Source organism: Haloferax gibbonsii ATCC 33959 (genome assembly GCF_000336775.1).
Lineage (GTDB): Archaea > Halobacteriota > Halobacteria > Halobacteriales > Haloferacaceae > Haloferax > Haloferax gibbonsii.
This window is the reverse complement of the sequence record NZ_AOLJ01000028.1, coordinates 79,599-103,084: the sequence shown is the minus strand read 5'-3', so window position 1 is coordinate 103,084 and position 23,486 is coordinate 79,599. Positions and strand designations below refer to the sequence as shown.

The following is a 23,486-nucleotide window of genomic DNA, read 5'->3' as shown; positions in this document are numbered from 1 at the left end:
CCGTCGTCGTATGTCGAACGCTAGCGCACCGAATTCCGAACTCACGGGCCCGACCAGACTCACGCTCAAGGTCTGGCACCCGGACTGCTGGACGCTGGAAGTGACGGAGAACGTCGACGCCGGGGTCACCGCTCACACCGTGTACAACACGCCCGAAGACACGGTCAAGGGACACTTCACGGTCTACGCCGACCGGGTCGAGGACATCGACGATTTCGTCCGCGCGACCGAGCGGTCGCGGTTGACCGACTCCGTCTCCGAGTTGAGCCCCCGCCACGAGTTCGACAACGGCGCGTCGAACGTCGGTAACACGACGCGGGAGATGATGGTCGAGTACGACCCCGAAAACAGCATGACCGACTCGCTTCTGTCGCACGGCTTCGTCCACGACGCGCCCGTCCGCGTCGACGACGGATGGGAGTACTGGCCGGTCATCGACACCGACGACCGGGCCGACCTCCGCGAGCGCCTCGACTCGCTGGAGGCGGCGAATCAGGCCGAAATCATCGTCACCAAGGTCACCTCCGTCGCCGGCGCGAAGAACCACGTCTCGCACCAACTGGACAAGCTCTCGAACCGCCAGCGCGAGGTGTTCGAACTCGCCTGCCGGCGCGACTACTACACGTGGCCGCGGGCGACGACGACGCGGGAACTGGCCGACGAACTCGACATCTCGAAGACCACGCTGCTCGAACATCTCCGGAAGGCCGAGGCGAAACTCCTCAACCAGTACGCGGAGTCAACTCCGTAACGCCGTCGACCCCGCTCGTTATTCGATTCGATAACTTTCTCCCCGGTTTACTCCGGACACGGTGGTGTCGGCTCGACGGGTCGCGCCCGCGGTACCGACAGCGTCTTTCCGTTCAGTCGGCCCCCTGTGGCGCGCGCCACGTACAGTCCGTACAGCGTTCGATTCCGTGTCGCGTCTGCGTCTCCGAACCGCACTCCGGGCATCGTTGGGCCGACAGTCGCCCCGTGACTGAGTTCGTCATGGCTGAGTCCTCGGCGGAGGGCGAGTTATACTAGTGTCTGTCCATGGGAGGGTGGCCCTGGTGAGAGGTCGGGCGAGCGTACACGCCGCAACTCCGGCTTCGGAGTTCGCCCGCCCGCTGGAGTCGGCTACAGGCGTGTTCTATCTCGATCGGATGTCCGTCCACTCCGGCGAGTATCTCGTCTATCGGCGTCGGTCCGCGGCGGTCGAGAAGCGCGAGCACCGCCCGCTCGACCTCGTCCGCCCGCTCTCTCACGCACACCGACGCGCTTCCGAGTCGCGTTTCGTCCGGCGTTCGTCTCTCGGCGTCCGGTCGTCTTCGACTCGCTCGTCGCTGGTCGTGACCATACCGGTGGTGTTCGCTTCGCGGTTATATACCCATCCCCGACTATGATACGGTCCGGCCGACGATTCGGGTCGAAACTTCCCAGCTGTTGATGTTTGGTGCCTAATCCTCAAAACCCTTAGAGACCTCCTGATGAGGATTAATTTCGGAATATCGTGGGACTATCAAACCCATTACAACAGCGTTCATATATATTTTCCATTGACGACCCCGACCATAGTAGCACATCCGTATAACTACCTCCTGTTCAAGGCTCTGGGTAGGATTATCATGTCAGACTCAGAGGCGAGAACGGCGAGAGAGGAGTGGGGAAGCCGGTTCGGCTTCCTCATGGCGATGCTCGGCGCGATGGTGGGCGCGGGCAACATCTGGCGCATGCCGTTCACGACGGGCGAAAACGGCGGCGGCGCCTTCCTCGTGGCCTATATCCTCCTGTTGTACCTCATCGCGGTTCCCGGACTGATGGCCGAGACGATGATCGGCCGCTACACGAACAACGGGGTCATCGGGGCGTTCAAGCAGGTCCTCGGGAGCAAGCGGGCGCAGGGTCTCGGCCTCGTGGTCCTCATCGTCAACGTGGCGCTGATGTCGTACTACGCGCCCATCATCGGCTGGGCGCTCTACTACGCCGGCCACTCGGTGCTCATGACGTTCACCCAGCCGGGGTTCCAGCCGCAGGCGTTCTGGGATGGCTTCATCAACAACCCGGCGCTCGTCGTCGGGATGCACACGGTGACGATGGCCGGTTTGGCCGGCGTCCTCGTGTTCGGTATCCGCCGCGGCATCGAGCGCGTCGTGAAGTGGATGATTCCGCTGCTCGTCGTCGCGCTCGTGGCGGTCTCGATTCGCGGCATCACGCTCCCCGGCGGCATGGAAGGCGTCGCGTTCGTCTTCACGCCAGATTGGGGCTACCTCACCCGCGGCAGTACGTGGGTCGCGGCGCTCAGTCAGGCGCTGTTCTCGACGGGTCTCGGGTGGGGTATCGCGCTGACCTACGGGAGCTACCTCAGCCGGTACGACGACGTGCCGCTCGGCGGCGGCCTGTTCACCGCCATCGGGAACACGAGCATCGGCCTGCTCGCGGTGTTCGCCACGTTCCCCGTCGTCTTCGCGTTCGGACTCGAACCGAGCGCCGGGTCGAACCTGCTTTTCATCTCGATGGCGCAGGTGTTCCCCGAACTCCCCGGCGGGAGTCTGTGGGCCATCGTGTTCTTCGTCTCCTTCTTCTTCGCGACGTTCACCTCCGGCCTCGGCATCACCGAGGTCGCCGTCACCACCGTCTCGGAGGAGACGCGGCTCTCTCGGACGGGTGCCGTGCTCGCGTCCTGCGGCGCTATCTGGCTGTTCGGCCTCCCGAGCGCCTACTCGTCGGCGTTCCTCGGGCGGATGGACTTCATGTTCGGGAGCTTCGGCCTCCCGCTCGCGACGCTTTCCATCATCGCGCTCGTCGCGTGGAAGTTCGGTCCCGAGCGCGCCCGCGTTCTCGACCTCAACCGTAACGCCGGCATCTACGTCGGCCCGTGGTGGAATCCGGTCGTGAAGTACGTCATCCCCGTCGTGATGGTGTTCATCCTCGGCTACGGCGTCTACTCCAGCATCGGTACGTCGAACCAGCGGCTGATGCTGCTCGGCGTCGCGTTCATGGCCGCGCTCGTCGTCGTGAGCACGGTCGTGATGAGCGTCGTCGGCGACGAGCCGCCGTCCGGTTCCGCGGCCGTCCCGGGGGGTGACGACTGAGATGGCCCTCTCGACGCTCACGTGGGTCTCGATGCTCGTCTCGCTCCTCCTGTTGCCCGGCGTCGCGGCCGCGGTCCTCGTCAGGTCGCTCCGAACCGAGGAGCGCAAACTCGCGCTCTTACGGGAACAGGACGACGTCGATAGCTACTCGCCGCGGGCGCTATCCGACCTCCGCGAGTGGATTCGCGCGAACCCCGACGACCCCTACGCGCCGATTGCCCGCCGCCGCTACAACGAGTGCGTGCGGTCGCTCCGAGCGATTGACGAGCCGCATTACGACTGGTCAGACGAGCAAATCGCCCGGCTCGAACTGGTGGACGAATGAACGGAAACGACGCCGACGAACTCGCGAACGAGAGTGAGTTCGAGTTCGACGACCTCACCACGGACGCGTCGTTCACGACCATCGACACGCACACCGAGGGCGAACCGACCCGCATCGTCGTCGACGGCATCGACCGCGCCGCGCTCGCGGGCGACTCGGTTCGGGAGCGCCGCGACTCGTTCGCCGAGACCCACGACTGGGTACGCGACCTGCTGATGCGGGAGCCCCGCGGCCACGACGACATGTTCGGAGCGGTCGTCGTCGCCTCCACCCGTCCCGACGCGGACCTGGGCGTCTTCTTCATGGACAGTCGGGGCTATCTCGACATGTGCGGCCACGGGACCATCGGCGTCGTCTCCGCGCTCCTCGAACTGGGGCGACTCGACCGACGCGAGACCGTCCGCGTCGAGACGCCGGCCGGACTCGTCGAGGCGACGCCCGAATACGCGCCTGACGGCGGCGTCGAGCGCGTCACGATAGAGAACGTCCGGTCGTTCGTCTACGACGAGGCGACCGTCCCGGTCTCGTTTCTCGACTCGCCGCTCCGCGTCGACGTCGTCTACGCGGGCAACTTCTTCGCGCTGGTCGACAGCGACCAGCTCGACCTGCCCGTCGAACCGCGATACGCATCGACCTTCGTCGATTGGGGCCTCGAAATCCGCGACGCCGTCAACGAGCGCCTCGATATCGTCCACCCGCTCACCGGCGAGGCGGGCTCGGTCTCGATCACCGAGATATACGGCACGCCTGACGAGGTGGACCGGAGCATCGTCGTCTTCGGCGAGGGACAGGTCGACCGCTCGCCCTGTGGGACCGGAACGTGCGCGAAGATGGCGCTCCTCCACGACGCCGGCGCGCTCGACATCGGCGAGTCGTACCTCCACGAGAGCATCGTCGGCACGCGCTTCGAAGGCAGACTCGTCGCGGCCGAAGAGCGGGACGGCGTGACGCTGACGACGCCGCTCATCACCGGTTCGGCCCGCATCACGGGAAAACACACGTTCGTCAAAGACGCGAAGGACTCGCTTTCCGGGTTCAGCATCTCGGCGGAGTAGCGGGTTCGGACCGCCTCCTTTTTCCGAATCAGTCCATCCCGCTCGATAGTTCCACGTCGTCGTTCTCCAACTCGCCGCCGGCCGGCGTCCCGCGCACGTCGCCCTCGCGCCACGTCCCCCGGCGGAACCAGAGCCACGCGATGAACGCGCCCGCGACGTTCGAGACGAAGAACGCGATCCAGATTCCTCGCACGTCGATGCTCCCGAGGAACCAGAAGTCAGTCGGCAGGAGCCCCTGCGACGCGACGAAGGCGACCGGAAGCCGGATACCGGCGAGCGTGACGACCGATATCACCGCGGCGATGAGCGTCTTGCCCGCGCCACGGAAGCCGCCGGTGAAGGCCCGCATGATGCCGATGAAGCCGAACGACAGCGAGACGTACCGCAGGAACTGCGCCCCCACGTCGAGGACCGCCGCGTCGGTGGTGAACACCGAGACGATGGGCTCAGGAACGAGGAAGATGGCGAGTCCGAGCAGGCCGAGGACGAAGAACAATCCCTTGGCCGCGACGTAGTTCGCCTGCTCCGCTCGGTCGTACTTCCCCGCGCCGATGTTCTGACCGGACATCGTCTCGACGCCGCGGGCGACGGCGATAGCCGGGAGGAAGATGACCGAGAACACGCGGGTGCCGATACCGAACGCCGCGACGACGGAGGTCGAAAACAGGCCGACGACGATGAGAAGCGCGTTGATGGAGAGCGCGCGACCCGTCCCCTCGATGCTGGCGGGGATGCCGATGCGGAGAATCTTCCGCAGGTACCGGAAGTCCGGTCGCATGTCCGTGAGGTGAATCTGGATGCCTCTGGTGCCCGACACCATGATGGCGATGCCGACGACCATCGCGAGGACCCGCGAGATGACGGTGGCGATGGCCGCGCCCTGAATCCCGAGTTCGGGGAACTGAACCGGCCCCAGCGCCCACCCGTTGATGAAAAACGGGTCGAGGACGACGTTGAGGACGACGGTCCCGAACATCACGAGCATCGGCGTGATGGTGTCGCCCGCTCCGCGCATCAGCGAGATGAACACGAAGAAGCCGAACATGAACGGCAGACCGAGCGCGATGACCTGCATGTAGGCCGTCGCGCCCGGCAGCACGTCCGGCGAGGCCCCGAGGAAATCGAGGAACGGGCGGACGAGCGGGTAGCCGAGCGCGCCGAGCATCGCGGACCCGAGGAACGCGAACGTGACGGTCTGGGAGGCCGCGTACTCGGCTTTGTCCGTCTCCTCGGCCCCGGTGTGCTGGGCGACGAGGACGCTCCCGGCGACGGACAGCCCCATCCCGAGCGAGATGAGGAGAAACACCATCGGGAAGGCGAACGAGATGGCCGCGAGCGCCTCTGTCGAGTACTGGCCGAGCCAGAACGTGTCCGCGAGGTTGTACGCCGTCTGGAGCAGGTTCGTGACGACGATGGGGAGCGACAGGTAGAGAAGCGGCTTGACGATGCCGCCCTCGGTGAGGTTGAGTTCCTCTTGTCCCTTGAACAGGCTCATTCGTCCACCTCCGACCCCGGCGTCCAGCCGAGGTGGAGTTCGAGGGCGTCTTCGACGACCCGCCGGGTCTCAGCGGGGTGTTCGCCGAGCGCGACGGCGCGGGCGTGCGCGCCGTTGCTCATGGTCGTGACGAGCCGCGCGATTTCCGCCGGGTCGGTCTCGTCGAACACCCCCGTTTCGACGCCGTCGCGGACGATGTCGGCGACGGTTCCGCGCATCACGTCGTCGAGGTCGAGGAAGCGCTCGCGGAACAGCTCGTGGTAGGGCGCTTGCGCCTTCAGTTCCATGAGCGCCACGGGGAAGCCGTCGACGTCGGGGTCCTCGGGGTTGAACACCGCGTCGAGAACCGCGTCGAGCCGCTTTCCGGGGTCGGACGCGCCGCACGACAACTTCGACTCGAATCGCTCGATTCGGTCGTCGAGGAAGGCGTTGAGGAGCTCCTCTTTCGTGTCGAAGTGGTAGTGAATCGCGGCGCTCGTCACCGACGACTCGTCCGCGATTCGCTGTACCGTGAGGCCGGCGTACCCGTGTTCGCAGAGCGCCCGGTTGGTCGCCCCGAGTATCTCGGCCCTGGTCTCTGCGTCCATCTTCTGTCCCGGCTTACTGACCGGTCAGTTAAGAGACTTTGGACCGCGAACCCCTTCGTCAGGGCGACTCACGGCCGGCCGTCTGCCAGAGTTTCTAAGTGGCCGAGCCGGGTACCCGAGTGTAGTGCCTCTCTCGCTGTCACCGTACGTGGGTGCGCTTCTCCTCGCGACCGCGATTTCCGCCGGGGTCGCGAGCTACGGCTGGCAGTACCGCGACGAACCGACCGGGCGGTGGTTCATCGCCCTCGCTTTGAGCGCCAGCGGCTGGGCGCTGTTCGAGGCGTTTTACCTCCTCGCCGACTCGGCGTCCGCCCGCCTCCTGTGGTACGTTCTCGTCTTGATACCCGCGGAGGCGGCGGTCTTTTTCACCCTGCTTTTCGCCCTCGAAATCGCGGGCTACGAGCGGTTGGTCTCTCGCCGCACCGCCGCGCTGTTCGCCGTGTGGCCCACGTTGACCGTCGTGGGGGCGGTAACGAACGCGCTCGGACTCCACACGCTGCTGTGGGAGTCGCTGTCGTTTTCGACCACCGGTGGAATCACGACGGCCGATGTCGTCTACGGACCGCTGTTCTGGGTGGATATTGTCTACAGCTACGTCGCGGTCGGGGCCGCGCTCGTCGTCCTCGGCATCCACTGCCTGCGGAGCCGACAGATATACCGAAAGCAAGCGCTCCTCCTGTTCGTCGCGGTTCTCGTTCCCCCCATCGTCGGCGCGGTGTATCTCTGGACGCCGTTTTCGCCCGCGAACCCCATCGCCATCTCGTTCGCCGCCACGTCGTCGCTGCTCGCCATCGGGCTCTCGCGGTACCGAATCCTCGACATCAGCCCCATCGCGCGGGACCTCGTCATCGAGCGGATGGCCGACCCCGTCATCGTCGTCGACCGAAAGGACCGGCTGGCCGACACCAACCCGTCGGCGAGGGCGCTTTTCGACGTGGAGCCCTCGTCGCTGGGGACGCCCGTCGCCGACGTGTTCGACGCGGAGGTCGCCGAGGCCCTCGAAACCGACGGGGAGCTCCGGGTCGTCGACGACAACGGCGAGGCGCGCTACTTCGAGGTCGACAGGTCGGCCGTGACCGACGGCCGTGACGCGGTTCGCGGCCACCTGCACATCCTCCACGACATCACCGAGCGCCGCGTCCGCGAGCGGTGGTTCCGCGCGCTCACGGAGAACGCCTCCGACCTCATCTTCGTCCTCGACGCCGACGGCTCGGTCAGCTACCTGAGCGACTCGGCCGCGCAGACGCTCGGCGCCGACGCGGACCCGAGCGAGGTTCGGTCGCTGGCGCGGTTCCTCCACCCCGACGACGAGGACGCCGCCGTCGAGACGTTCCGGGAGGCGCTGGCGCGCCCCGACGAGGACGCCACCGCCGAACTCCGGTTCCGTAGTTCGACCCGCGGGTGGCGCGTCTTCAGCGTCCGGTGTCGGAACCTTCTGGACGACCCCGTCGTCGGCGGCGTCGTCGTCAACGCCCACGACGTGACCGACCGGCGAAAACACGAACAACAGCTCGAAACATTCGCAAACGTCGTCTCGCACGACCTGCGCAACCCGCTGAACGTGGCGGAGGGCTACCTCGAACTGGTGAAGGAGGCGGAGCGTCCCGACCCGGACCACGTCGAGCGAATCGAGGCGGCCCACGAGCGCATGGGCGAGATTATCACCGACGTGCTCGCGCTCGCCCGCGGCGGCACGGTCGACGAGCGCGAGACGGTCTCGCTCGACGCCGTGGCGACCGAGGCGTGGGCGAACGTCGACACCAAATCGGCCGCGCTCGAGGTGGCCGAAAGCGCGTCGTTCATGGCGGACCGGACTCGGCTCCTCCAACTGTTCGAGAACCTGTTTCGGAACTCCGTCGAGCACGCCGGCGACGGCGTGACCGTCACCGTCGGCGCGACTCGGGACGGCTTCTACGTCGAAGACGACGGGCCCGGTGTCCCGTCGGAAGACCGCCCGAAGCTCTTTGAATCCGGCTTCACGACCGCGGCCGACGGCACCGGCTTCGGCCTCGCAATCGTCCGCACCATCGCCGACGCCCACGACTGGTCGGTCGGCTACGAGGACGCCGCGGACGCCGGCGCTCGGTTCGTGATTCGGGGCGTCGAACGCGCCGAGGACCCGGTTCAGGCGTCGAGCTCGGCGTCGTCCGACGACGCCTAACCGCCGCCTGCGGACCGCCGAGCCGGGACGACCGGACCTACCAGAAGCGGTTCTCGTCGAGCCGTCGCAGCGCCTCCTCGATGGTCGCCTCGTTGCGGGAGAAGGTAAACCGGACCCAGTCCGCGGACCCCTCGGTGTAGAAACTGCTCCCGGGGACGACCGCGACGCCGGCCTCGCGGACGAGTCGGTGCGCGAACTCGGCGTCGTCGGCGTCGCCCGGATAGCGCGTCAGCATGTAGTACGCGCCGTCCGGTTTCACGGGGTCGAGGCCCACATCCCGGAGCCCGTCGTACAGCAGTTCGCCGCGGCGTTCGTACGAGTCCGAGAGGTCGTCGTAGTAGTCCGCCGGGAGCGAAAGCGCCTCCACCCCCGCCCGCTGGAACGGCGTCGGCGCGCAGATGCTCGTGTAGTCGTGGACCTTCCGGAGTTCGGCCGACAGCGGCTCGGGCGCGAGCGCGAACCCGACGCGCCAGCCCGTCACGGAGTACGTCTTCGACAGCCCCGTGCAGACGACGGTCCGGCCCGCGAGTCCGTCGATTTCGACCGGACTGACGTAGTCGTCGGCGTAGACGATGTGCTCGTATATCTCGTCGGTGACGACGACGAGGTCCTCCGCCTCGGCGACCTCCGCGACGAGTTCGAGTTCGGCGGGCGAAAAGACGTTCCCCGTCGGGTTGTGGGGGTGGTTGAGAATCAGCATGGACGCGTCCTCGGCGGCGTCCCACAGCGCGCCGGCGTCGAGTTCGAGGCCGTCGGTGATGTCGAGCGGCATCGGCTCTCCCCCGGCGAACTGGACGGCCGGGATGTAGCTCTCGTAGGTCGGCTCGAAGTAGATGACGCCGTCGCCGGGGTCGCAGAGCGCGAGGAGCGTCGAGACCACCGCCTCGCTCGTCCCGGTGGTGACGGTGACCTCTGTTTCGGGGTCGTAGCGGACGCCCTTCCACTCGGCGTAGCGCTCCGAGACCGCCTCGCGGAGTTCCGGGAGCCCCCACGTGATGGTGTACTGGCTCGACGTGTCGATTGCCTCCTTGGCGGCCTCCTTCACGCTCGCCGGCGTCTCGTCCTCGTCGGGAATGCCCTGCGAGAGGTTGATGGCGTCGTGTTCGTGCGCCTCGCGGGTCATCTCCCGGATGACGGACTCGCGGGTTCCCGCGACGCGCTCGCTCCCGATGGGCCGGGAGAACGCGGTCGGATGTGGCATACGTGGGCTGGGACTGGCTGACACAAGAAGCTTGGCGGACGCCATCGGGAGCCCGAGTCGCACACCCCGACGAACGTTTTAATGCGATGAGGCCGACGTACCTCCTGTATGTCGAACCGTCGTGGGCCGGACTTCGAAACGAGGATGGCCGAAGACGAGGAGATACCGCCTCCGGCGTCGTTCGTCGAACAGGCCACCGTTACCGACGACTCCGTCTACGGCGAGTTCGAGGAGAACTGGCCCGACTGCTGGGGGAGAGCGGCGGCGACGCTCGACTGGTTCGACCCCTACGAGTCGGTCCTTCCGGCCGACGAACCCCCGTTCGAGTGGTTCGCCGGGGGGACGTTGAACGCCTGCTACAACTGCCTCGACCGGCACGTCGAAGCCGGGGCCAAGAACCGCGTCGCCATCAAGTGGGAGAGCCACCTCGGCGAGACGCGAACGTACACGTATCAGGACCTCTACCGCGAGGTCAACGAGTTCGCCGCGGCGCTCCGCGCGCAAGGCGTCGAGGAGGACGACGTGGTCACGCTCTACATGCCGATGATTCCCGAACTGCCCATCGCCATGCTCGCGTGCGCCCGTATCGGCGCGCCCCACAACGTCGTCTTCGCGGGACTGTCGGCGGACGCGTTGGCGACGCGACTGGAGAGCGCGGACTCGGCGTTCCTCGTCACCTGCGACGGCTACTACCGGAGAGGGAGCGCCATCTTCCTGAAGAGCAAGGCCGACGACGCCCGTCTCAAGGCCGCCCACGACCTCGAAGAGATGGTCGTCGTCGAGCACCTCGGCGAGACCGCACACCTCGGAGCGGGACAGCACACCTACGACGAACTGGTCGACGCCCACGCCGGCGCGGAGGTCGACCCGGTCGAGCGGACGGCCGACGACGTGCTGTTTCTCATCCACACGTCGGGGACCACGGGCGAACCGAAACGAGTCGAACACGTCACCGGCGGCTACCTCGCCCACGTCGCGTGGACGTCGCAGGCGGTGTTGGACCTCAAGCCGGAGGACACCTATCTCTGTACGGCGAACATCGGCTGGATTAGCGGCCACTCGTACGTCGTCTACGGCCCGCTGGCGCTCGGAACGACGACGGTCATGTACGAGGGAACGCCGAACTACCCGGAGAAGGACCGCATCTGGGACCTCATCGAGGAGAACGCCGTCGACGTGTTCTACACGGCCCCGACGGCGATTCGGTCGTTCATGAAGTGGGACACGTCGCTCCCGGCGTCGCGGGACCTGTCGAGTTTACGCCTGCTCGGCACAGTCGGCGAGCCAATCAACCCGCGGGCGTGGAAGTGGTACTACGAGCACATCGGCAACGAGAACTGCCCCATCGTCGATACGTGGTGGCAGACCGAGACCGGCGGCATGATGATAACGACCCTCCCGGGCGTCAAGAACATGAAGCCCGGCACCGCCGGGCCGCCGCTGCCGGGCGTCGGCGCTCGGGTCGTCGACGGCCGCGGCGAGGAAGTCCCTGCGAACGAGGCGGGGTATCTCGTTCTCACTCGCCCGTGGCCCGGCATGCCGCTCGCGCTGCGACACGGCCAGCGGTGGGGCGAGGAGGCGGCGAAGCTCGACGTGGGCGGCTGGCACTACTTCACCGGCGACGGCGCGAAAGTGGACGAAGACGGCTACGTCACCGTGCTCGGGCGCGTGGACGACGTCATCAACGTCTCGGGGCACCGCCTCGGGACGATGGAAATCGAGTCGGCCATCGTCGACGTCGAGGGCGTCGTCGAGGCCGCGGTCGTCAGCGTCGACGACGCCGACACGGGCGGTATCCACGCGTACGTCACGCTGGAGACGGGCGTCTCCGGGAGCGACGACCTCCGCGAGCGAATCGGCTCGCACGTCCGCGAGCGCATCGGTCCGATTGCCACTCCGGACGCCGTCGTCTTCACGCCCGACCTCCCGAAGACGCGGTCCGGGAAGATCATGCGTCGGTTTCTCGAGAATATCACCAACGGCGAGGAGTTCGGCGACACGTCCGCGCTTCAGAACCCGGAAATCGTCGGCGAACTCGAATCCATCGTCCGAGACAGCTGACGACGTTTCGGATAATACTCTCTCTACGAAATCTTGTTTCTACCCTGATGAGCGGTGTTCTTCCCCGCTCGCTGGCTTCTCTGTGTCTCCGTTCTCCTTTTACCGGAAGATTTAGTTCGCTCTTCGATATTATTCCGAAACGAATGCCGGGCGGAGACTCCGAGCCGACGCCGTTGTCCGCGGGTGGGTACGAGCAACTGCGACGGTCGACCGAGACGTACCGCGAGGACCTCGTGCTTCGACTCGGCGCGGAAGTCGGGCTCACGCCGGCCGAGATGAGTCAGTTCGAACCCGCACACGTGACCCAGCGGCGACACCGGGGAACGGAGCTCCACTTCCTCGCCGTTCCGACCGACGGCCGGGAGGCGTACCTACCGAACGAGGTCGAACACGACGTTCGCAAGTACGTCACGACGACGGACATCGACGAGACTGAACGGGTGCTTCCGGTCACGCCGCGGCGTCTGCAGATGCTCGTGGCGTCGGTCGGAACGCGGGCCGCCGAACGAACTGGCCGCGAGGGGTTGGCGGACGTTTCGACTCGGGACCTGCGTCGGCACTTCGCCCGAACGATGCTCGGTGACGGCGTCCCGCCGAGCGTCGTCATGCGAATCGGCGGGTGGGACCGCATCGAGAGTCTCGCGCCGCTCCTCGACGAACCGAGCGAAGACGAGGTGCTCGATGCGCTCTCGCCGGACGCCGTCGACAGCGGCGGGCGTCCCGCGGGCGGCGATGCCGACCGAGTGCGTCAGGTCGTCGAGACCGCCCGAAGCGTCGGGTCGGCACTCTCGGGGGTGAACACGCGAGGCGAGGTCGAACAGGCCGTCTGTGACGGACTCGCCGATTCGAGCCACTACCGTTTCGCTTGGATAGCGTCGGACGAAACCGATGCGCGAGCGGAACTCACCGTCGCCGGACTCGACGAGGAATCGCTCGAAGCGGTTCGTCGCTCGCTCGGCGGTCGAGACGCGGACTTCGCTCGACGCGCGTGCGATACCGGTGCCGTGCAGACCGTGCGTACCGACCTGCCGCCGAACTCCGAGAGCGGCCACCTCGCTGTCGTTCCGCTGGTACACGGCGAAACCGCCTACGGCGCGCTCTACGTCGCGCTCGCTGAGGAAGCGGCCTCCGACGCCGAGACGGACGTACTGGTGACGCTGGGCCGCCACGTCGGACAGGCTATCGCCGCCGCGGAGCGTCGGAAGCTACTCCTCGCCGACACGGTCGTTCAACTGGAGTTCGAATCATCGGACGAACAGGACGTGCTCGTCGGACTCTCCGCGGACCTCGGTTGTTCGGTTCGGCTCCGCGGCGTCGTTCCTATCGAGGAGCGGTCGCTGCTGTGCTTTCTCACCGTTCGGGGGGCGACGACGGACGCGGTGTTCGACGAGTTGCAAGCCACGGACGCCGTCGAACACATCCGCCTGATCCGCGACCGGGGAACGGAGTCGCTCCTCGAAGTCGCGCTCTCCGCGGGGTCGACGATTACGACGCTCACGTCCTACGACGGAACCGTCTCGCGGTTCGTCGCGGAGGACGGCGTGGCCCGTTTCGTCGGCGAATTTTCGAACGAAGCGCCGCTCCGAGACGTGATGTCCGACCTGACCGACGCGTATCCCGCCACCGAACTCGTCGCGAAACAGGAGGTCGAACGGCCCACGCGAAACACCGCCGACTTTCGGGAGTCGCTCGTGGCGCGACTCACTGACAAGCAACAGTCCGTCCTGCGAGCGGCCTATCTCGCCGGGTACTTCGAGTGGCCCCGCGGTAGTACCGCCGAAGACCTCGCCGATTCGATAGACATCTCGTCGCCGACGCTCCACCAGCACCTCCGAACCGCACAGCAGAAACTCATGACCGCGTTCTTCGACGATGACAGCGACGAACACGCTTCGACCCTAAACCCTTAGGCGTGCGACCGGTTAGCACACGAACGTTCATTATTGACTGAAATTTTATCAATATATCTCGATAGTTGTTTATATCTTCTGTATCCCTCTCTGGAGCCTATCGAACCGCGTTTAGACTGCTATTCATAATCGTGATGTTAATTTTCGATAATTAGTTACCCTACTTATGCCCCTTGTGGAGACTCGTTAACACGACATATGGCACAGGGTGACACCGAACTGGAGGCACGGCTGGAAGAACAAGACGAGTTCGAACCCTCCGAGGAGTTCGTCGCGCAAGCGAACGTCTCGGACTCCGACATCTACGACGAGTTCGAGGAGAACTGGCCCGTGTGCTGGGAGCGGGCCGCCGACTTGCTCGATTGGGACGAAGAGTACGACGAGGTGCTGGACGACTCGAACCCGCCGTTCTACGAGTGGTTCACCGGCGGCGAACTGAACGCCTGTTACAACTGCGTCGACCGGCACGTCGAGAACGGGGACAAGAACCGGGTCGCCATCAAGTGGGAGGGCGAACACGGCGAGACGCGAACGTACACGTATCAGGACCTCTACCGCGAGGTGAACGAGTTCGCGGCGGCGCTGCGCGACCTCGGCGTCGAGGAAGACGACGTGGTCACGCTCTACATGCCGATGGTTCCCGAACTGCCCATCGCCATGCTGGCCTGCGCCCGCATCGGCGCGCCCCACAACGTCGTCTTCGCCGGTTTCTCCGCCGAGGCGCTGGCGACGCGGATGAACGCCGCGGACTCCCGGTTCCTCGTCACCTGCGACGGCTACTACCGCCGCGGCGACCCGCTCGACCACCTCGACAAAACCAACGAGGGACTCGACAGTGTCGACCACGGTGTGGACGCCACGGTCGTCGTCGACCGCCTCGGCGACGACGGCTTCGGCCACGACCTGAAGGGCAACCAGCACGACTGGGACGACCTCCTCGACGAACAGGGCGGCGAGCGCGTCGAGCCCGTCGAACGCGACGCCGAGGACATGCTGTTCCTGATGTACACCTCGGGGACCACCGGCCAGCCGAAGGGTGTCAAACACACCACCGGCGGGTATCTCTCCTACGCGACGTGGACCTCCCACGCCGTCCTCGACATCGAGCAGGAGGACACGTACTGGTGTTCGGCGGACATCGGCTGGATTACGGGTCACTCCTACATCGTCTACGGGCCGCTCGCGCTCGGTTCGACGACGGTGATGTACGAGGGGACGCCCGATTTCCCCAACCGCGACCGGATGTGGGACATCGTCGAGAAGTACGCCGTCGACATCTTCTACACCGCGCCGACGGCGATTCGCGCGTTCATGAAGTGGGGCAGCAAGTACCCGGCATCGCGGGACCTGTCGAGTCTCCGCTTGCTCGGCACGGTCGGCGAGCCAATCAACCCGCGGGCGTGGAAGTGGTACTACGAGCACATCGGCAACGAGGACTGCCCGGTGGTAGACACGTGGTGGCAGACCGAGACCGGCGGCATGATGATAACGACTCTCCCGGGCGTCAAGAACATGAAACCCGGGTCGGCCGGCCCGCCGCTGCCGGGCATCGACGCCCAAATCGTCGACACCAACGGCGACGAAGTGAAACCCGGCCGAGCGGGCTATCTCACGGTGAACAAGCCGTGGCCGGGGATGCTTCGGACGCTCTACAACAACGACGAGCGCTACATCTCCGAATACTGGGAGGAGTACTCCGACACCGACAGCGACGACCCCGACGACTGGGTCTACTTCCCGGAGGACGGCGCGAAAGTGGACGAAGACGACTATATCACCGTACTCGGGCGCGTTGACGACGTTATCAACGTCTCGGGGCACCGCCTCGGGACGATGGAAATCGAGTCGGCCATCGTCGGCGTCGAGGGCGTCGCCGAGGCGGCGGTCGTCGGCGGCAACCACGAGGTGAAAGGCGAGGCGGTCTACGCCTACGTCATCACCGAAGACGGGTACGAGGAGGGAGACGACCTCCGCGCGCGCATCATCGAGGGCGTCGAGGACGCCATCGGGCCCATCGCCAGACCCGAACAGGTCGTGTTCACGCCGGAACTGCCGAAGACGCGCTCGGGCAAAATCATGCGTCGCCTGCTCGAAGACGTGGCGAACGGCGCGGAACTGGGTAACACCTCGACGCTCCGGAACCCCGAAATCGTCGGGGAGATAGAAGCGAAGGTCCGCGCGCAGAGCGACTGAGCGGCCGCCTTCGGCCGCCCGTATCGAGTGTAACTACGAGACGACCAACAATCTATGTCACGCGAATCAACCGAGTCAGAAATTGACTCACACGCCGCGAACACCGACCGGAGCACAGCTCCCGACCACGACGAGGTAGACTACCTGTCGAGGGAGGTGAACCTGCTGAAACCGAGCACCCCGTTCATGCGAGACCACCTGAAAATAATCTGGGCCGGGTTCATCGCGTGGGCGCTTCTCACGTTCGGACCGCCGGTTCTCACCTACTTCGCACCGGCGACGATGACCGCACAGCTCCCGGTCATCGGCTTCCCGGCGCACTACTTCCTCGTCGCCGTGTTGTCGCCGACCAGTTCGCTCGTCCTCGCGTTCGTATACTCCCGCAAGCGCGACCAACTCGACAGGCGGTACGGCATCGACCACGCGGCTTCGAAGTCGCGCTCGAAGAGTGAGGGCGAGGCCGCCGTCACCGACGGGGGGAGCGTCGAATGACTGCGAGCGTGTTCCTCCAGTCGGGCGACCTGCTCCCCGAGGCGCTCAACATCTCGTTCAAACTCGTGCCGGCCATCATGGTCGTCGGGATGTTGGCCCTCTTTCTCGCCATCGGCTACGTGTTCAAGGTCGCCGACACGGAAGGGATGTGGGTCGCCGGTCGGTCGATTGGAAACGTCGAAAACGGCATGGCAATCGGCGCGAACTGGATGTCGGCGGCGTCGTACCTCGGGTTAGCGGGACTGGTCGCCCTCGCGGGCTTCTACGGGCTCGCGTTCATCATCGGCTGGACGGCCGGGTACTTCGTCCTCCTCATCTTCCTGGCCGCGCAGATGCGTCGGTTCGGGAAGTACACGGCGCCCGACTTCGTCGGCGACCGATTCAACTCCGATACGGCGCGGGCGATCGGCGCGCTGACGACCATTCTCATCGGGTTCGTCTACTCGGTCGGACAGGCCCGCGGGATGGGCCTCGTCGGACTGTACGTCTTCGGGACCGACTACGTCACGATGGTCATCATCATGATGGCGATTACGGTCGGCTACCTGACCATCTCCGGCATGATGGGCGCGACCAAGAACATGGCCGTCCAGTACGTCATCCTCATCGTGGCGTTCCTGACGGCCGTCTACGTCGTCGGGTTCACCGGCGGCTACTCGACCGTCCTCCCGCAAATCGAATACGGCCGACTCATCGGCGAGCTATCGGCCGAGTTCTCCGAACCGTTCGCCAACGCGGGGTTCTACCTCTGGATCGCCACGGCGTTCTCGCTCATCTTCGGGACCTGCGGGCTCCCGCACGTGCTGGTTCGGTTCTACACCGTCGAAAACGAAAAGACGGCGCGTCAGTCGACCGTCTGGGGGCTGTTTTTCATCCTGCTTTTGTACTGGAGCGCCCCGGCGCTGGCGACGTTCGGCGTCGACCTCTACGACGCCTCCCAGTACGGCCCGACGTTCGCGGCCAACGGCGGCATGAGCGGCGGTGAGGGCGACCTCATCGTGGTGCTCGCGGCGCAGCTTTCGAACCTGCCGACGTGGTTCGTCGGCCTCGTGGCGGCCGGCGGCATCGCCGCCGCCATCGCGACGACGGCGGGGCTGTTCATCACCGCCTCGTCCGCCGTCTCCCACGACATCTACACGAACATCATCAACCCCGACGCGACCCAGCGCCAGCAGGTGTTCGTCGGTCGCGCGACCATCGTCGCGCTCGGTATCATCGTGACGATAACCGCGTTCGACCCGCCCGCGCTCGTCGGCGAACTGGTCGCGCTCGCGTTCTCGCTCGCGGCCATCGTGCTGTTCCCGATGTTCTTCCTCGGCCTCTGGTGGGAGAACACCAACCGTCAGGGCGCGCTCGCCGGTATGAGCGTCGGTCTCGCGCTCTGGGTCGCCGCGGTGGTCAACGACCTCATCTTCCACTTCAGCGACGCCTTCGCCGAGTTCGTGCCGGCCATCGGCGCGGCGCTCGTCGGCACGCCGCTGGTGTTCGTCATCACCATCGCCGTCTCGATGGCGACGGACGAACCGCCGGAGCGAATCAAGAAGATGGTTCGGCAGTGTCACAGCCCCGAACCGATGGGTCAGCAACAGTCCGCAGAAGACGTGGTCATGAGCGCAGACGGAGGGCAGTCCCCCGCGGACGACTAACCAATGTACGAACACATCCTCATTCCGACTGACGGAAGCGACGCGGCGGAGTACGCCGTCGAACAGGCAGTCGACATCGCGTCGAAGTACGGGGCGACGGTTCACGCGCTGTACGTCGTCGACGTGGACGCCACCAGCTACTCGCTGGGGACGGAACAGGTCGACCGCATCCGACAGGGCCGCCTCGACGACATGCCCGAAGTGAAGGAGGCGGCCGACAAGGCGACGGGGTACGTCGCCGACGCCGCAACCGAGCACGGTCTGGCCGTCCGCGAACACGTCGTTGCGGGCGAACCGGCGCGAGCCATCAGGAAGTTCGTCGAGGACAACGACATCGACCTCGTCGTGATGGGCTCTCACGGCCGCTCCGGTCTCTCCCGTGTCGTCCTCGGGAGCGTGACCGAACGCGTCCTGCGGCGGACTCGGCTCCCGGTGCTCGTCGTCGACGTCCACGAAAAGGAAGCGGAAACAGAAGCGGAAGCGTAAGCCATGTACAACACGACCCACGCGAGGACGACCACGCCACCCGCGGCTCCGGACGGGGTGACCCGCCGATGAGCCTCGCGGAGACGATTCGAACCCACGTGCGCGAACACCGCTCGGGGATGCTGACCGACCTGCTGTTCGCCCTGGCGTGGGTGACGGTCGTCTCGGTCCTGTTCGACGTGCTCGACGGACCGCAGTGGGCCTTCTACCTCTGTCTGGGTGCCGGCGTCGTCGCGTACTTCGGCTTTTTCGCCTCGGTCGAAGCCGTCCGCGAGCAGCGCTGACGACGGACTCGACCGGGACGGCTGTGGTTTTCTATACGTCCAATAGTACCAATTGTCTAACTGTTCTGTACACGACCCGCCGAAAAGAGTGGACCGCTCCGCGGCTACTCGTCGCGCTCCCGCCGCCGGTAGGCGACGCCCAGTCCGGCGGCCAACAGGACGGCGACGACGACGGCAATCGTCCACCCTGCGCTGTCGCCGTCTCCGGAACTGTCGTCAGCGTCGGGGTCCGCCCCGTCGACCGACGCCGCCGTCTGAGCCGCTTGCGGCGCTTCGACGGTGATGCTGCCGACGACCTGTTCGCCGACCGCGAGTTCGTACGTCCCGGGCTCGTCGAAGGCGTAGCTGAGCGTGGCCGTCCCGTTCTGGAACGCGCCGAGTTCGACGGTCCCGCCGGCGACGCGCTCGCCGTCGGCCAGTAAGTCGAGCGCGTGGACTCCGCCCGCGCCGCCGAGGTTCGACACGTCGACCGCGATTTCGACCGCTTGACCGACCGACACGCTCGTCTCGGTGACTTCGGCGGCGGTCGTCTCGAAGACGGGGACGGTCGAGCCGATGGTAAACAGCGACAGGCCCGGCGAGGTCGCCTCGAAGACGTAGTGCGTCTCGGACTCCTCGACGAGGCTTGCGTCGAGCTTGCGCCACTGCGTGTGCTCGTCGCGGTAGAGCGCGACCGACTCCGGGCTGATGCCCGTCGTCTCGAAGTAGCGCTTTCGCACGCTGAAGGTGAACGTCACGTCCTCGATGTCGTCGTCGTGTATCGAGTGGTTGACCACGACGTAGCCCGCGGACGTCGCGCCCGTCTCGCGCTGGAAGCGCTCGCCCGTGGCCTCGTCGTCGGCCGCCTCGTACGTCGTGACGTTCAGCGTGAAGTCCTCGCCGCTGTTCACGTTCATCGAGAGCTGTGCGACCGAGATGTTCTCCGGGGCGGGCGAGGCCGACCCGTCCGCCGCTTCGGCGGAGTCGTTGGTCGCGTCGGTCCCGGTCGTTCCGTTCTCGACCGCCCCGGCCTCGGTGTCGTTCGCGACCGGTTCCAGCGCGATGACGACGGCGCGGCTCGTGTCGACGTTTCTGACCGACACGTTCGACCGCTTACTCGTGCCTTCGCCCTTCGTGTCGACGACGACCTCTGAGTCACCGCCGGTCGCCTCGGGGGACTCCGATGTCGACGACGATGACGAGGACGAAGACGACGACGATGACGAGGACGACGAGTCGGCGTTCACGGTCACGGTCGCCGTGTCCGACCCGACGTTGCCGGCGGCGTCGGTCACGGTCAGCGTGACGGTGTAGGTCCCGGTCGAGTCGTAGCTGTGCGTCTCGGAGGCGTTCGTCGAATTCGACCCGTCGCCGAAGTCCCACTCGTAGGCGTCGATTGCTCCGTTGTCGGCGGAGCCGCTGGCGTCGAACTCGACCGCGTCGCCCCGCGTAACCGACCTGTTGTCGCCGGCGTCGGCGGCGGGTGCGGTCGTGTCGTTGACGGTGACGACCAGCGAATCGGAATCGGCGTTGTCGCCGCCGTCGGTCACGGTCAGCACCACGTCGTACGTTCCGGGGTCGGCGAACGTGTGGTTCGGAGTCGCCCCCGTGGCGTTCGCGGAGCCGTCGCCGAAGTCCCACTCGTAGGCGGCGATTGCCCCGTTATCCGTGGAGGCCGAGCCGTCGAAACTGACGACGGTGTCCTCGTCGACCGTCTGGTTCGTTCCGACGGAGGCCGTCGGCGAGGTCGTGTCGTCGACCGTCACGGTGAGCGTGTCGAACGCGGTGTTCCCGACGGTGTCGGTCACGTTCAGGACGACGGTGTAGGTCCCGGGGTCGGCGAAGGAGTGGGTCGCGTTCTCGCCCGTGGCGTTCGCGGAGCCGTCGCCGAACTCCCACTCGTACGAGTCGATTGCCGAAGCGTCGACCGACCCGCTCGCGTTGAACTCGACGGCGGTGTCCTCGTCGACCGTTTGGTTCACCCCGGCGTCGGCGGCGGGTGCGGTCGTGTCGTTGACCGTCACGACGAGCGAGTCGGAATCGGCGTTGTCGCCGCCGTCGGTCACGGTCAGGGTGACGGTGTACGTTCCGGGGTCGGCGAACGCGTGGGTCACGCCCTCGCCCGTGACGTTCGCGGAGCCGTCGCCGAAGTCCCACTCGTACGAGTCGATTGCTCCGTTGTCGGTGGAGGCCGAGCCGTCGAAACTGACGGCGGTGTCCTCGTCGACCGTTTGGTTCACCCCGGCGTCGGCGGCGGGTGCGGTCGTGTCGTTGACGGTGACGACCCGCGAGTCGGTCTCCTCGTTCCCCGCGGCGTCGGCGGCGGTGAACGTCGCCGTGTACGTCCCGGGGTCGGCGAAGGTGTGGGTCGCGTTCTCGCCCGTCTCGTTCGCGGAGCCGTCGCCGAAGTCCCACGACGTGCTCGTGACGCCGACGGCGTCGGTCGCCGTCGCGTTGAAGTCGAGCGCGACGTCCTCGTCGACGGTCGCGTCCTCGCCCGCATCGACGGCGGGTGCGGCCGTATCGATTGTGACGCTGTCGGACTCGTTTCCGGCCCCGTCTTTCCCGTCGGCGTTCTCGGCGGTCCGGACCGTGACGGTGTACGTGCCGTCGGTTCCGGTCTCGTACGGCGACGCGAGCGCGTACGTGTACGGGCCGGTTCCCGACTCCGCGAAGTCGCCCTCGGTGAACGTCGTCGAACCCGGTCCCGAGACCGAGACCGAGATGTTCACCAGCTCCTGCGACGAGTCGAACGACACCGAGAGGTTCTGTCCCGAGGGGTTCGTCGCGTTGACCGCCGAGACGGCCGGTGCCGGTTCCGCGAGCGCGTGGAACTGGCTGCCGCTGCCGTAGTAGAGGTAGCCGTTCCACGCGAGCGGCGTCGGGTAGAGGGTGTTCACCGGCGAGTCGTACCACCAGCGCTCGGTGCCGTCGGTCGCGTTGAACGCGTGGACGGTGTCGTTACCGAAATCCGAGATGTAGAGCACGTCGCCCGCGACGACCGGCGCGCCGCGGAAACTGCTCCCCGTCGCGTTCCAGAGTCTGCTGCCGTCGTCGGCGTCCAGCGCGACGAGCTCGCCGCCGCGGCTCCCGGCGTAGACGACGCCGTCGGCGTACACCTGACTCGAATCCACGTCCCCCGGCATCGAGTAGTTCCAGCGCTCGGTGCCGTCGGTCGCGTTTATCGCGTACACTCTCCCGGTTCCGCCGGTCTCGCCCGCCGTGCTATCGCTCCCGACGAACACCGTGTCGTTCGCGACGGTCGGGCCCGACTGGCTTTCGTCGATGAGCGTGTAGTTCCAGAGTCGCGCCCCGGTGGTGGCGTTCAGCGCGGTCAGGTTGTCGTCGTCGCCCGACACGTAGACGACGCCGTCGACGACCGCGGGGTTCGACTCCACCAGCACCGGTTGGTACATCGTGTAGTACCAGAGTTCTTCGCCGGTGTCGGCGTCCACCGCGGTCAGGTTCCCGTCGTTGCTTCCGAAGTAGACGACGCCGTCGACGACCGCGGGGGCCGACCGGACGTTCGTCTGCGTCCCGTAGCTCCAGATTTCGGTGCCGTCGGTCGCGTTTATGGCGTGTAGCTTGTGGTTGTTGCTTCCGATGTAGAGGACGCCGTTGGCGTAGGCGGGCGTGGTCCACGTCGACCCGTCAAGGCCGCCGGGCGTCGCGTTCCACTTCTCTTCGCCCGTCTCGGGGTCTAACGCGTACAGACTGCCGCCGTTGTGGAAGGCGGTGTAGAGCGTGTCGCCCACGATGGTCGGTTGCATCACCTGCGGGGTTCCGTCCGAGATGTTCCACACTTCGACTGGTTCCGTGAGCGGCCCCTCTTGATTCGGGTAGTAGCCGTGGTTCCCCGGTCCGCCGTGGAATTTCGCGTTGGCCTCCTCGACGGTCACGGTCTGTGCGGCGAGTCCCCCGGCGGCGACGTCGTACGTGCCCGCCCCCCAGAGCGTCTTCGTGAACGTGACCTGTTCGGTCGCACCCGCGTTGAGCGTCCCGGTTTGGTACGCCACGACGTCGCCGTCGACGGTGAGCGTCGCGTTGTACGACTGTTGTGTCCCGCCGGTGTTCTCGACGGTGACGTTCACGGTGACGGCGCTTCCCTCGTAGAGCGTCGTCGGCGTCACCGAGAGGTTCGTATACGAGATATCCGCGCCGTTCGCGACCGCCGATGCGCCGACCGGAACCCACGCGACGAGCGAAATCACCGTCACGAGCGTCAGAAGGAGCGTGTTGGCCTGCTGTCGCGTTATCCGTGGTCTCTGCGTCACCTGCTGTTCGCCTCCCTGTCCGTCGCAACCTTCCCTGTGGTTCCCTTCGATGTCATTTCCCTGCCGAATTCGGTTTCACCACCGATAATTAGGCGATTCAGACTGTCTGGATGAAGATATAATAATTTCGTATAAAAACGGAATATACGGTGTAAATCTTACAGCAGACGAGCAAGAGAAATTATGACTAATGTATATAGTAGACACTATTATATGTGACGAAACTCGATTTTTTCCTCTGCTACTTCAATACAGGGTTTCTA

At 65.9% G+C, this 23,486-nt stretch carries 17 protein-coding genes; 12 read left to right on the top strand and 5 right to left on the bottom strand.

Going from position 1 to position 23,486, the window contains the following annotated elements; translation table 11 throughout:
• Nucleotides 1-10 precede the first annotated feature (10 nt).
• Nucleotides 11-751 (top strand): helix-turn-helix domain-containing protein, encoded by a 741-nt coding sequence (locus C454_RS18550; protein ID WP_004977998.1) that lies wholly within the window; start codon nt 11-13, stop codon nt 749-751.
• Between the two features lie 271 nt (nt 752-1,022).
• Here the strand turns inward: C454_RS18550 and C454_RS20120 are convergent, their stop codons facing one another.
• Nucleotides 1,023-1,247, bottom strand: coding sequence for a hypothetical protein (locus tag C454_RS20120; RefSeq protein WP_239639955.1), 225 nt, complete (start codon nt 1,245-1,247; stop codon nt 1,023-1,025).
• Nucleotides 1,248-1,607: 360 nt separating this feature from the next.
• On the opposite strand from C454_RS20120, the gene C454_RS18545 reads away from it, so the two are divergent.
• The 3 genes from C454_RS18545 to C454_RS18535 are packed head-to-tail and all read left to right on the top strand — an operon-like array spanning nt 1,608 to nt 4,454.
• On the top strand, nt 1,608-3,074 hold the full coding sequence (locus C454_RS18545; RefSeq protein ID WP_081605266.1) for a sodium-dependent transporter: 1,467 nt from the start codon (nt 1,608-1,610) through the stop codon (nt 3,072-3,074).
• Between the two features lies 1 nt (nt 3,075).
• Nucleotides 3,076-3,399: a hypothetical protein gene (locus C454_RS18540; RefSeq protein WP_004977992.1), complete on the top strand. Its 324-nt coding sequence runs from the start codon at nt 3,076-3,078 to the stop codon at nt 3,397-3,399.
• Nucleotides 3,396-4,454, top strand: coding sequence for a proline racemase family protein (locus tag C454_RS18535; RefSeq protein ID WP_004977990.1), 1,059 nt, complete (start codon nt 3,396-3,398; stop codon nt 4,452-4,454). Before C454_RS18540 ends, C454_RS18535 begins: the two co-directional genes overlap by 4 nt.
• A 28-nt stretch (nt 4,455-4,482) precedes the next feature.
• Here C454_RS18535 and C454_RS18530 read toward each other — a convergent pair whose 3' ends face one another.
• Together C454_RS18530 and C454_RS18525 are read right to left on the bottom strand one after the other, a co-directional pair.
• A complete protein-coding gene (locus tag C454_RS18530) occupies nt 4,483-5,949 on the bottom strand; it encodes an MATE family efflux transporter (protein ID WP_004977989.1) in 1,467 nt (488 codons plus the stop codon).
• Nucleotides 5,946-6,536, bottom strand: coding sequence for a TetR/AcrR family transcriptional regulator (locus C454_RS18525; RefSeq protein ID WP_004977987.1), 591 nt, complete (start codon nt 6,534-6,536; stop codon nt 5,946-5,948). Before C454_RS18525 ends, C454_RS18530 begins: the two co-directional genes overlap by 4 nt.
• A 148-nt stretch (nt 6,537-6,684) precedes the next feature.
• Here C454_RS18525 and C454_RS18520 point away from each other — a divergent pair, with 148 nt between their 5' ends.
• Nucleotides 6,685-8,697: a sensor histidine kinase gene (locus C454_RS18520; protein ID WP_004977985.1), complete on the top strand. Its 2,013-nt coding sequence runs from the start codon at nt 6,685-6,687 to the stop codon at nt 8,695-8,697.
• 37 nt (nt 8,698-8,734) lie between these two features.
• Here the strand turns inward: C454_RS18520 and C454_RS18515 are convergent, their stop codons facing one another.
• On the bottom strand, nt 8,735-9,898 hold the full coding sequence (locus C454_RS18515; RefSeq protein WP_004977983.1) for a pyridoxal phosphate-dependent aminotransferase: 1,164 nt from the start codon (nt 9,896-9,898) through the stop codon (nt 8,735-8,737).
• A 144-nt stretch (nt 9,899-10,042) separates the two neighbouring features.
• Between C454_RS18515 and acs (C454_RS18510) the strand changes: the two genes are divergently transcribed.
• The 7 genes from acs (C454_RS18510) to C454_RS18480 all read left to right on the top strand — a co-directional run bounded on the left by acs (C454_RS18510) (nt 10,043) and on the right by C454_RS18480 (nt 18,970).
• Nucleotides 10,043-11,959 carry an acetate--CoA ligase gene (acs, locus tag C454_RS18510; RefSeq protein ID WP_004977982.1) on the top strand — a complete coding sequence of 639 codons (1,917 nt, stop codon included), beginning with the start codon at nt 10,043-10,045 and terminating at the stop codon, nt 11,957-11,959.
• A gap of 143 nt (nt 11,960-12,102) precedes the next feature.
• A complete protein-coding gene (locus tag C454_RS18505; protein WP_004977979.1) occupies nt 12,103-13,869 on the top strand; it encodes a bacterio-opsin activator domain-containing protein in 1,767 nt (588 codons plus the stop codon).
• A 198-nt stretch (nt 13,870-14,067) separates the two neighbouring features.
• Complete coding sequence (gene acs, locus C454_RS18500) at nt 14,068-16,062, top strand: acetate--CoA ligase (protein WP_004977978.1); 1,995 nt, start codon at nt 14,068-14,070, stop codon at nt 16,060-16,062.
• Between the two features lie 54 nt (nt 16,063-16,116).
• The gene (locus tag C454_RS18495; RefSeq protein ID WP_004977976.1) at nt 16,117-16,554 is read left to right on the top strand and encodes a DUF4212 domain-containing protein; all 438 of its coding nucleotides are present in this window, start codon (nt 16,117-16,119) and stop codon (nt 16,552-16,554) included.
• The gene (locus C454_RS18490) at nt 16,551-18,200 is read left to right on the top strand and encodes a VC_2705 family sodium/solute symporter (protein WP_004977974.1); all 1,650 of its coding nucleotides are present in this window, start codon (nt 16,551-16,553) and stop codon (nt 18,198-18,200) included. The genes C454_RS18495 and C454_RS18490 overlap by 4 nt, the downstream gene beginning before the upstream one ends.
• Nucleotides 18,201-18,203: 3 nt before the next feature.
• Nucleotides 18,204-18,686, top strand: a complete 483-nt coding sequence (locus tag C454_RS18485) for a universal stress protein (protein WP_004977972.1) — start codon at nt 18,204-18,206, stop codon at nt 18,684-18,686.
• 68 nt (nt 18,687-18,754) lie between these two features.
• A complete protein-coding gene (locus C454_RS18480) occupies nt 18,755-18,970 on the top strand; it encodes a hypothetical protein (RefSeq protein ID WP_004977969.1) in 216 nt (71 codons plus the stop codon).
• A gap of 104 nt (nt 18,971-19,074) precedes the next feature.
• On the opposite strand, the gene C454_RS18475 is transcribed toward C454_RS18480, so the two are convergent.
• A complete protein-coding gene (locus C454_RS18475; RefSeq protein ID WP_004977968.1) occupies nt 19,075-23,223 on the bottom strand; it encodes a PKD domain-containing protein in 4,149 nt (1,382 codons plus the stop codon).
• Between the last annotated feature and the right edge of the window lie 263 nt (nt 23,224-23,486).

Bases quoted from the DNA above. Each gene is read 5' to 3' on its own strand.
- C454_RS18550 (WP_004977998.1), top strand. From the start codon at position 11: ATGTCGAACGCTAGCGCACCGAATTCCGAACTCACGGGCCCGACCAGA.
- C454_RS18545 (WP_081605266.1), top strand. From the start codon at position 1,608: ATGTCAGACTCAGAGGCGAGAACGGCGAGAGAGGAGTGGGGAAGCCGG.
- C454_RS18540 (WP_004977992.1), top strand. From the start codon at position 3,076: ATGGCCCTCTCGACGCTCACGTGGGTCTCGATGCTCGTCTCGCTCCTC.
- C454_RS18535 (WP_004977990.1), top strand. From the start codon at position 3,396: ATGAACGGAAACGACGCCGACGAACTCGCGAACGAGAGTGAGTTCGAG.
- C454_RS18530 (WP_004977989.1), bottom strand. From the start codon at position 5,949: ATGAGCCTGTTCAAGGGACAAGAGGAACTCAACCTCACCGAGGGCGGC.
- C454_RS18525 (WP_004977987.1), bottom strand. From the start codon at position 6,536: ATGGACGCAGAGACCAGGGCCGAGATACTCGGGGCGACCAACCGGGCG.
- C454_RS18515 (WP_004977983.1), bottom strand. From the start codon at position 9,898: ATGCCACATCCGACCGCGTTCTCCCGGCCCATCGGGAGCGAGCGCGTC.
- acs (WP_004977982.1), top strand. From the start codon at position 10,043: ATGGCCGAAGACGAGGAGATACCGCCTCCGGCGTCGTTCGTCGAACAG.
- C454_RS18505 (WP_004977979.1), top strand. From the start codon at position 12,103: ATGCCGGGCGGAGACTCCGAGCCGACGCCGTTGTCCGCGGGTGGGTAC.
- acs (WP_004977978.1), top strand. From the start codon at position 14,068: ATGGCACAGGGTGACACCGAACTGGAGGCACGGCTGGAAGAACAAGAC.
- C454_RS18495 (WP_004977976.1), top strand. From the start codon at position 16,117: ATGTCACGCGAATCAACCGAGTCAGAAATTGACTCACACGCCGCGAAC.
- C454_RS18490 (WP_004977974.1), top strand. From the start codon at position 16,551: ATGACTGCGAGCGTGTTCCTCCAGTCGGGCGACCTGCTCCCCGAGGCG.
- C454_RS18485 (WP_004977972.1), top strand. From the start codon at position 18,204: ATGTACGAACACATCCTCATTCCGACTGACGGAAGCGACGCGGCGGAG.
- C454_RS18480 (WP_004977969.1), top strand. From the start codon at position 18,755: ATGAGCCTCGCGGAGACGATTCGAACCCACGTGCGCGAACACCGCTCG.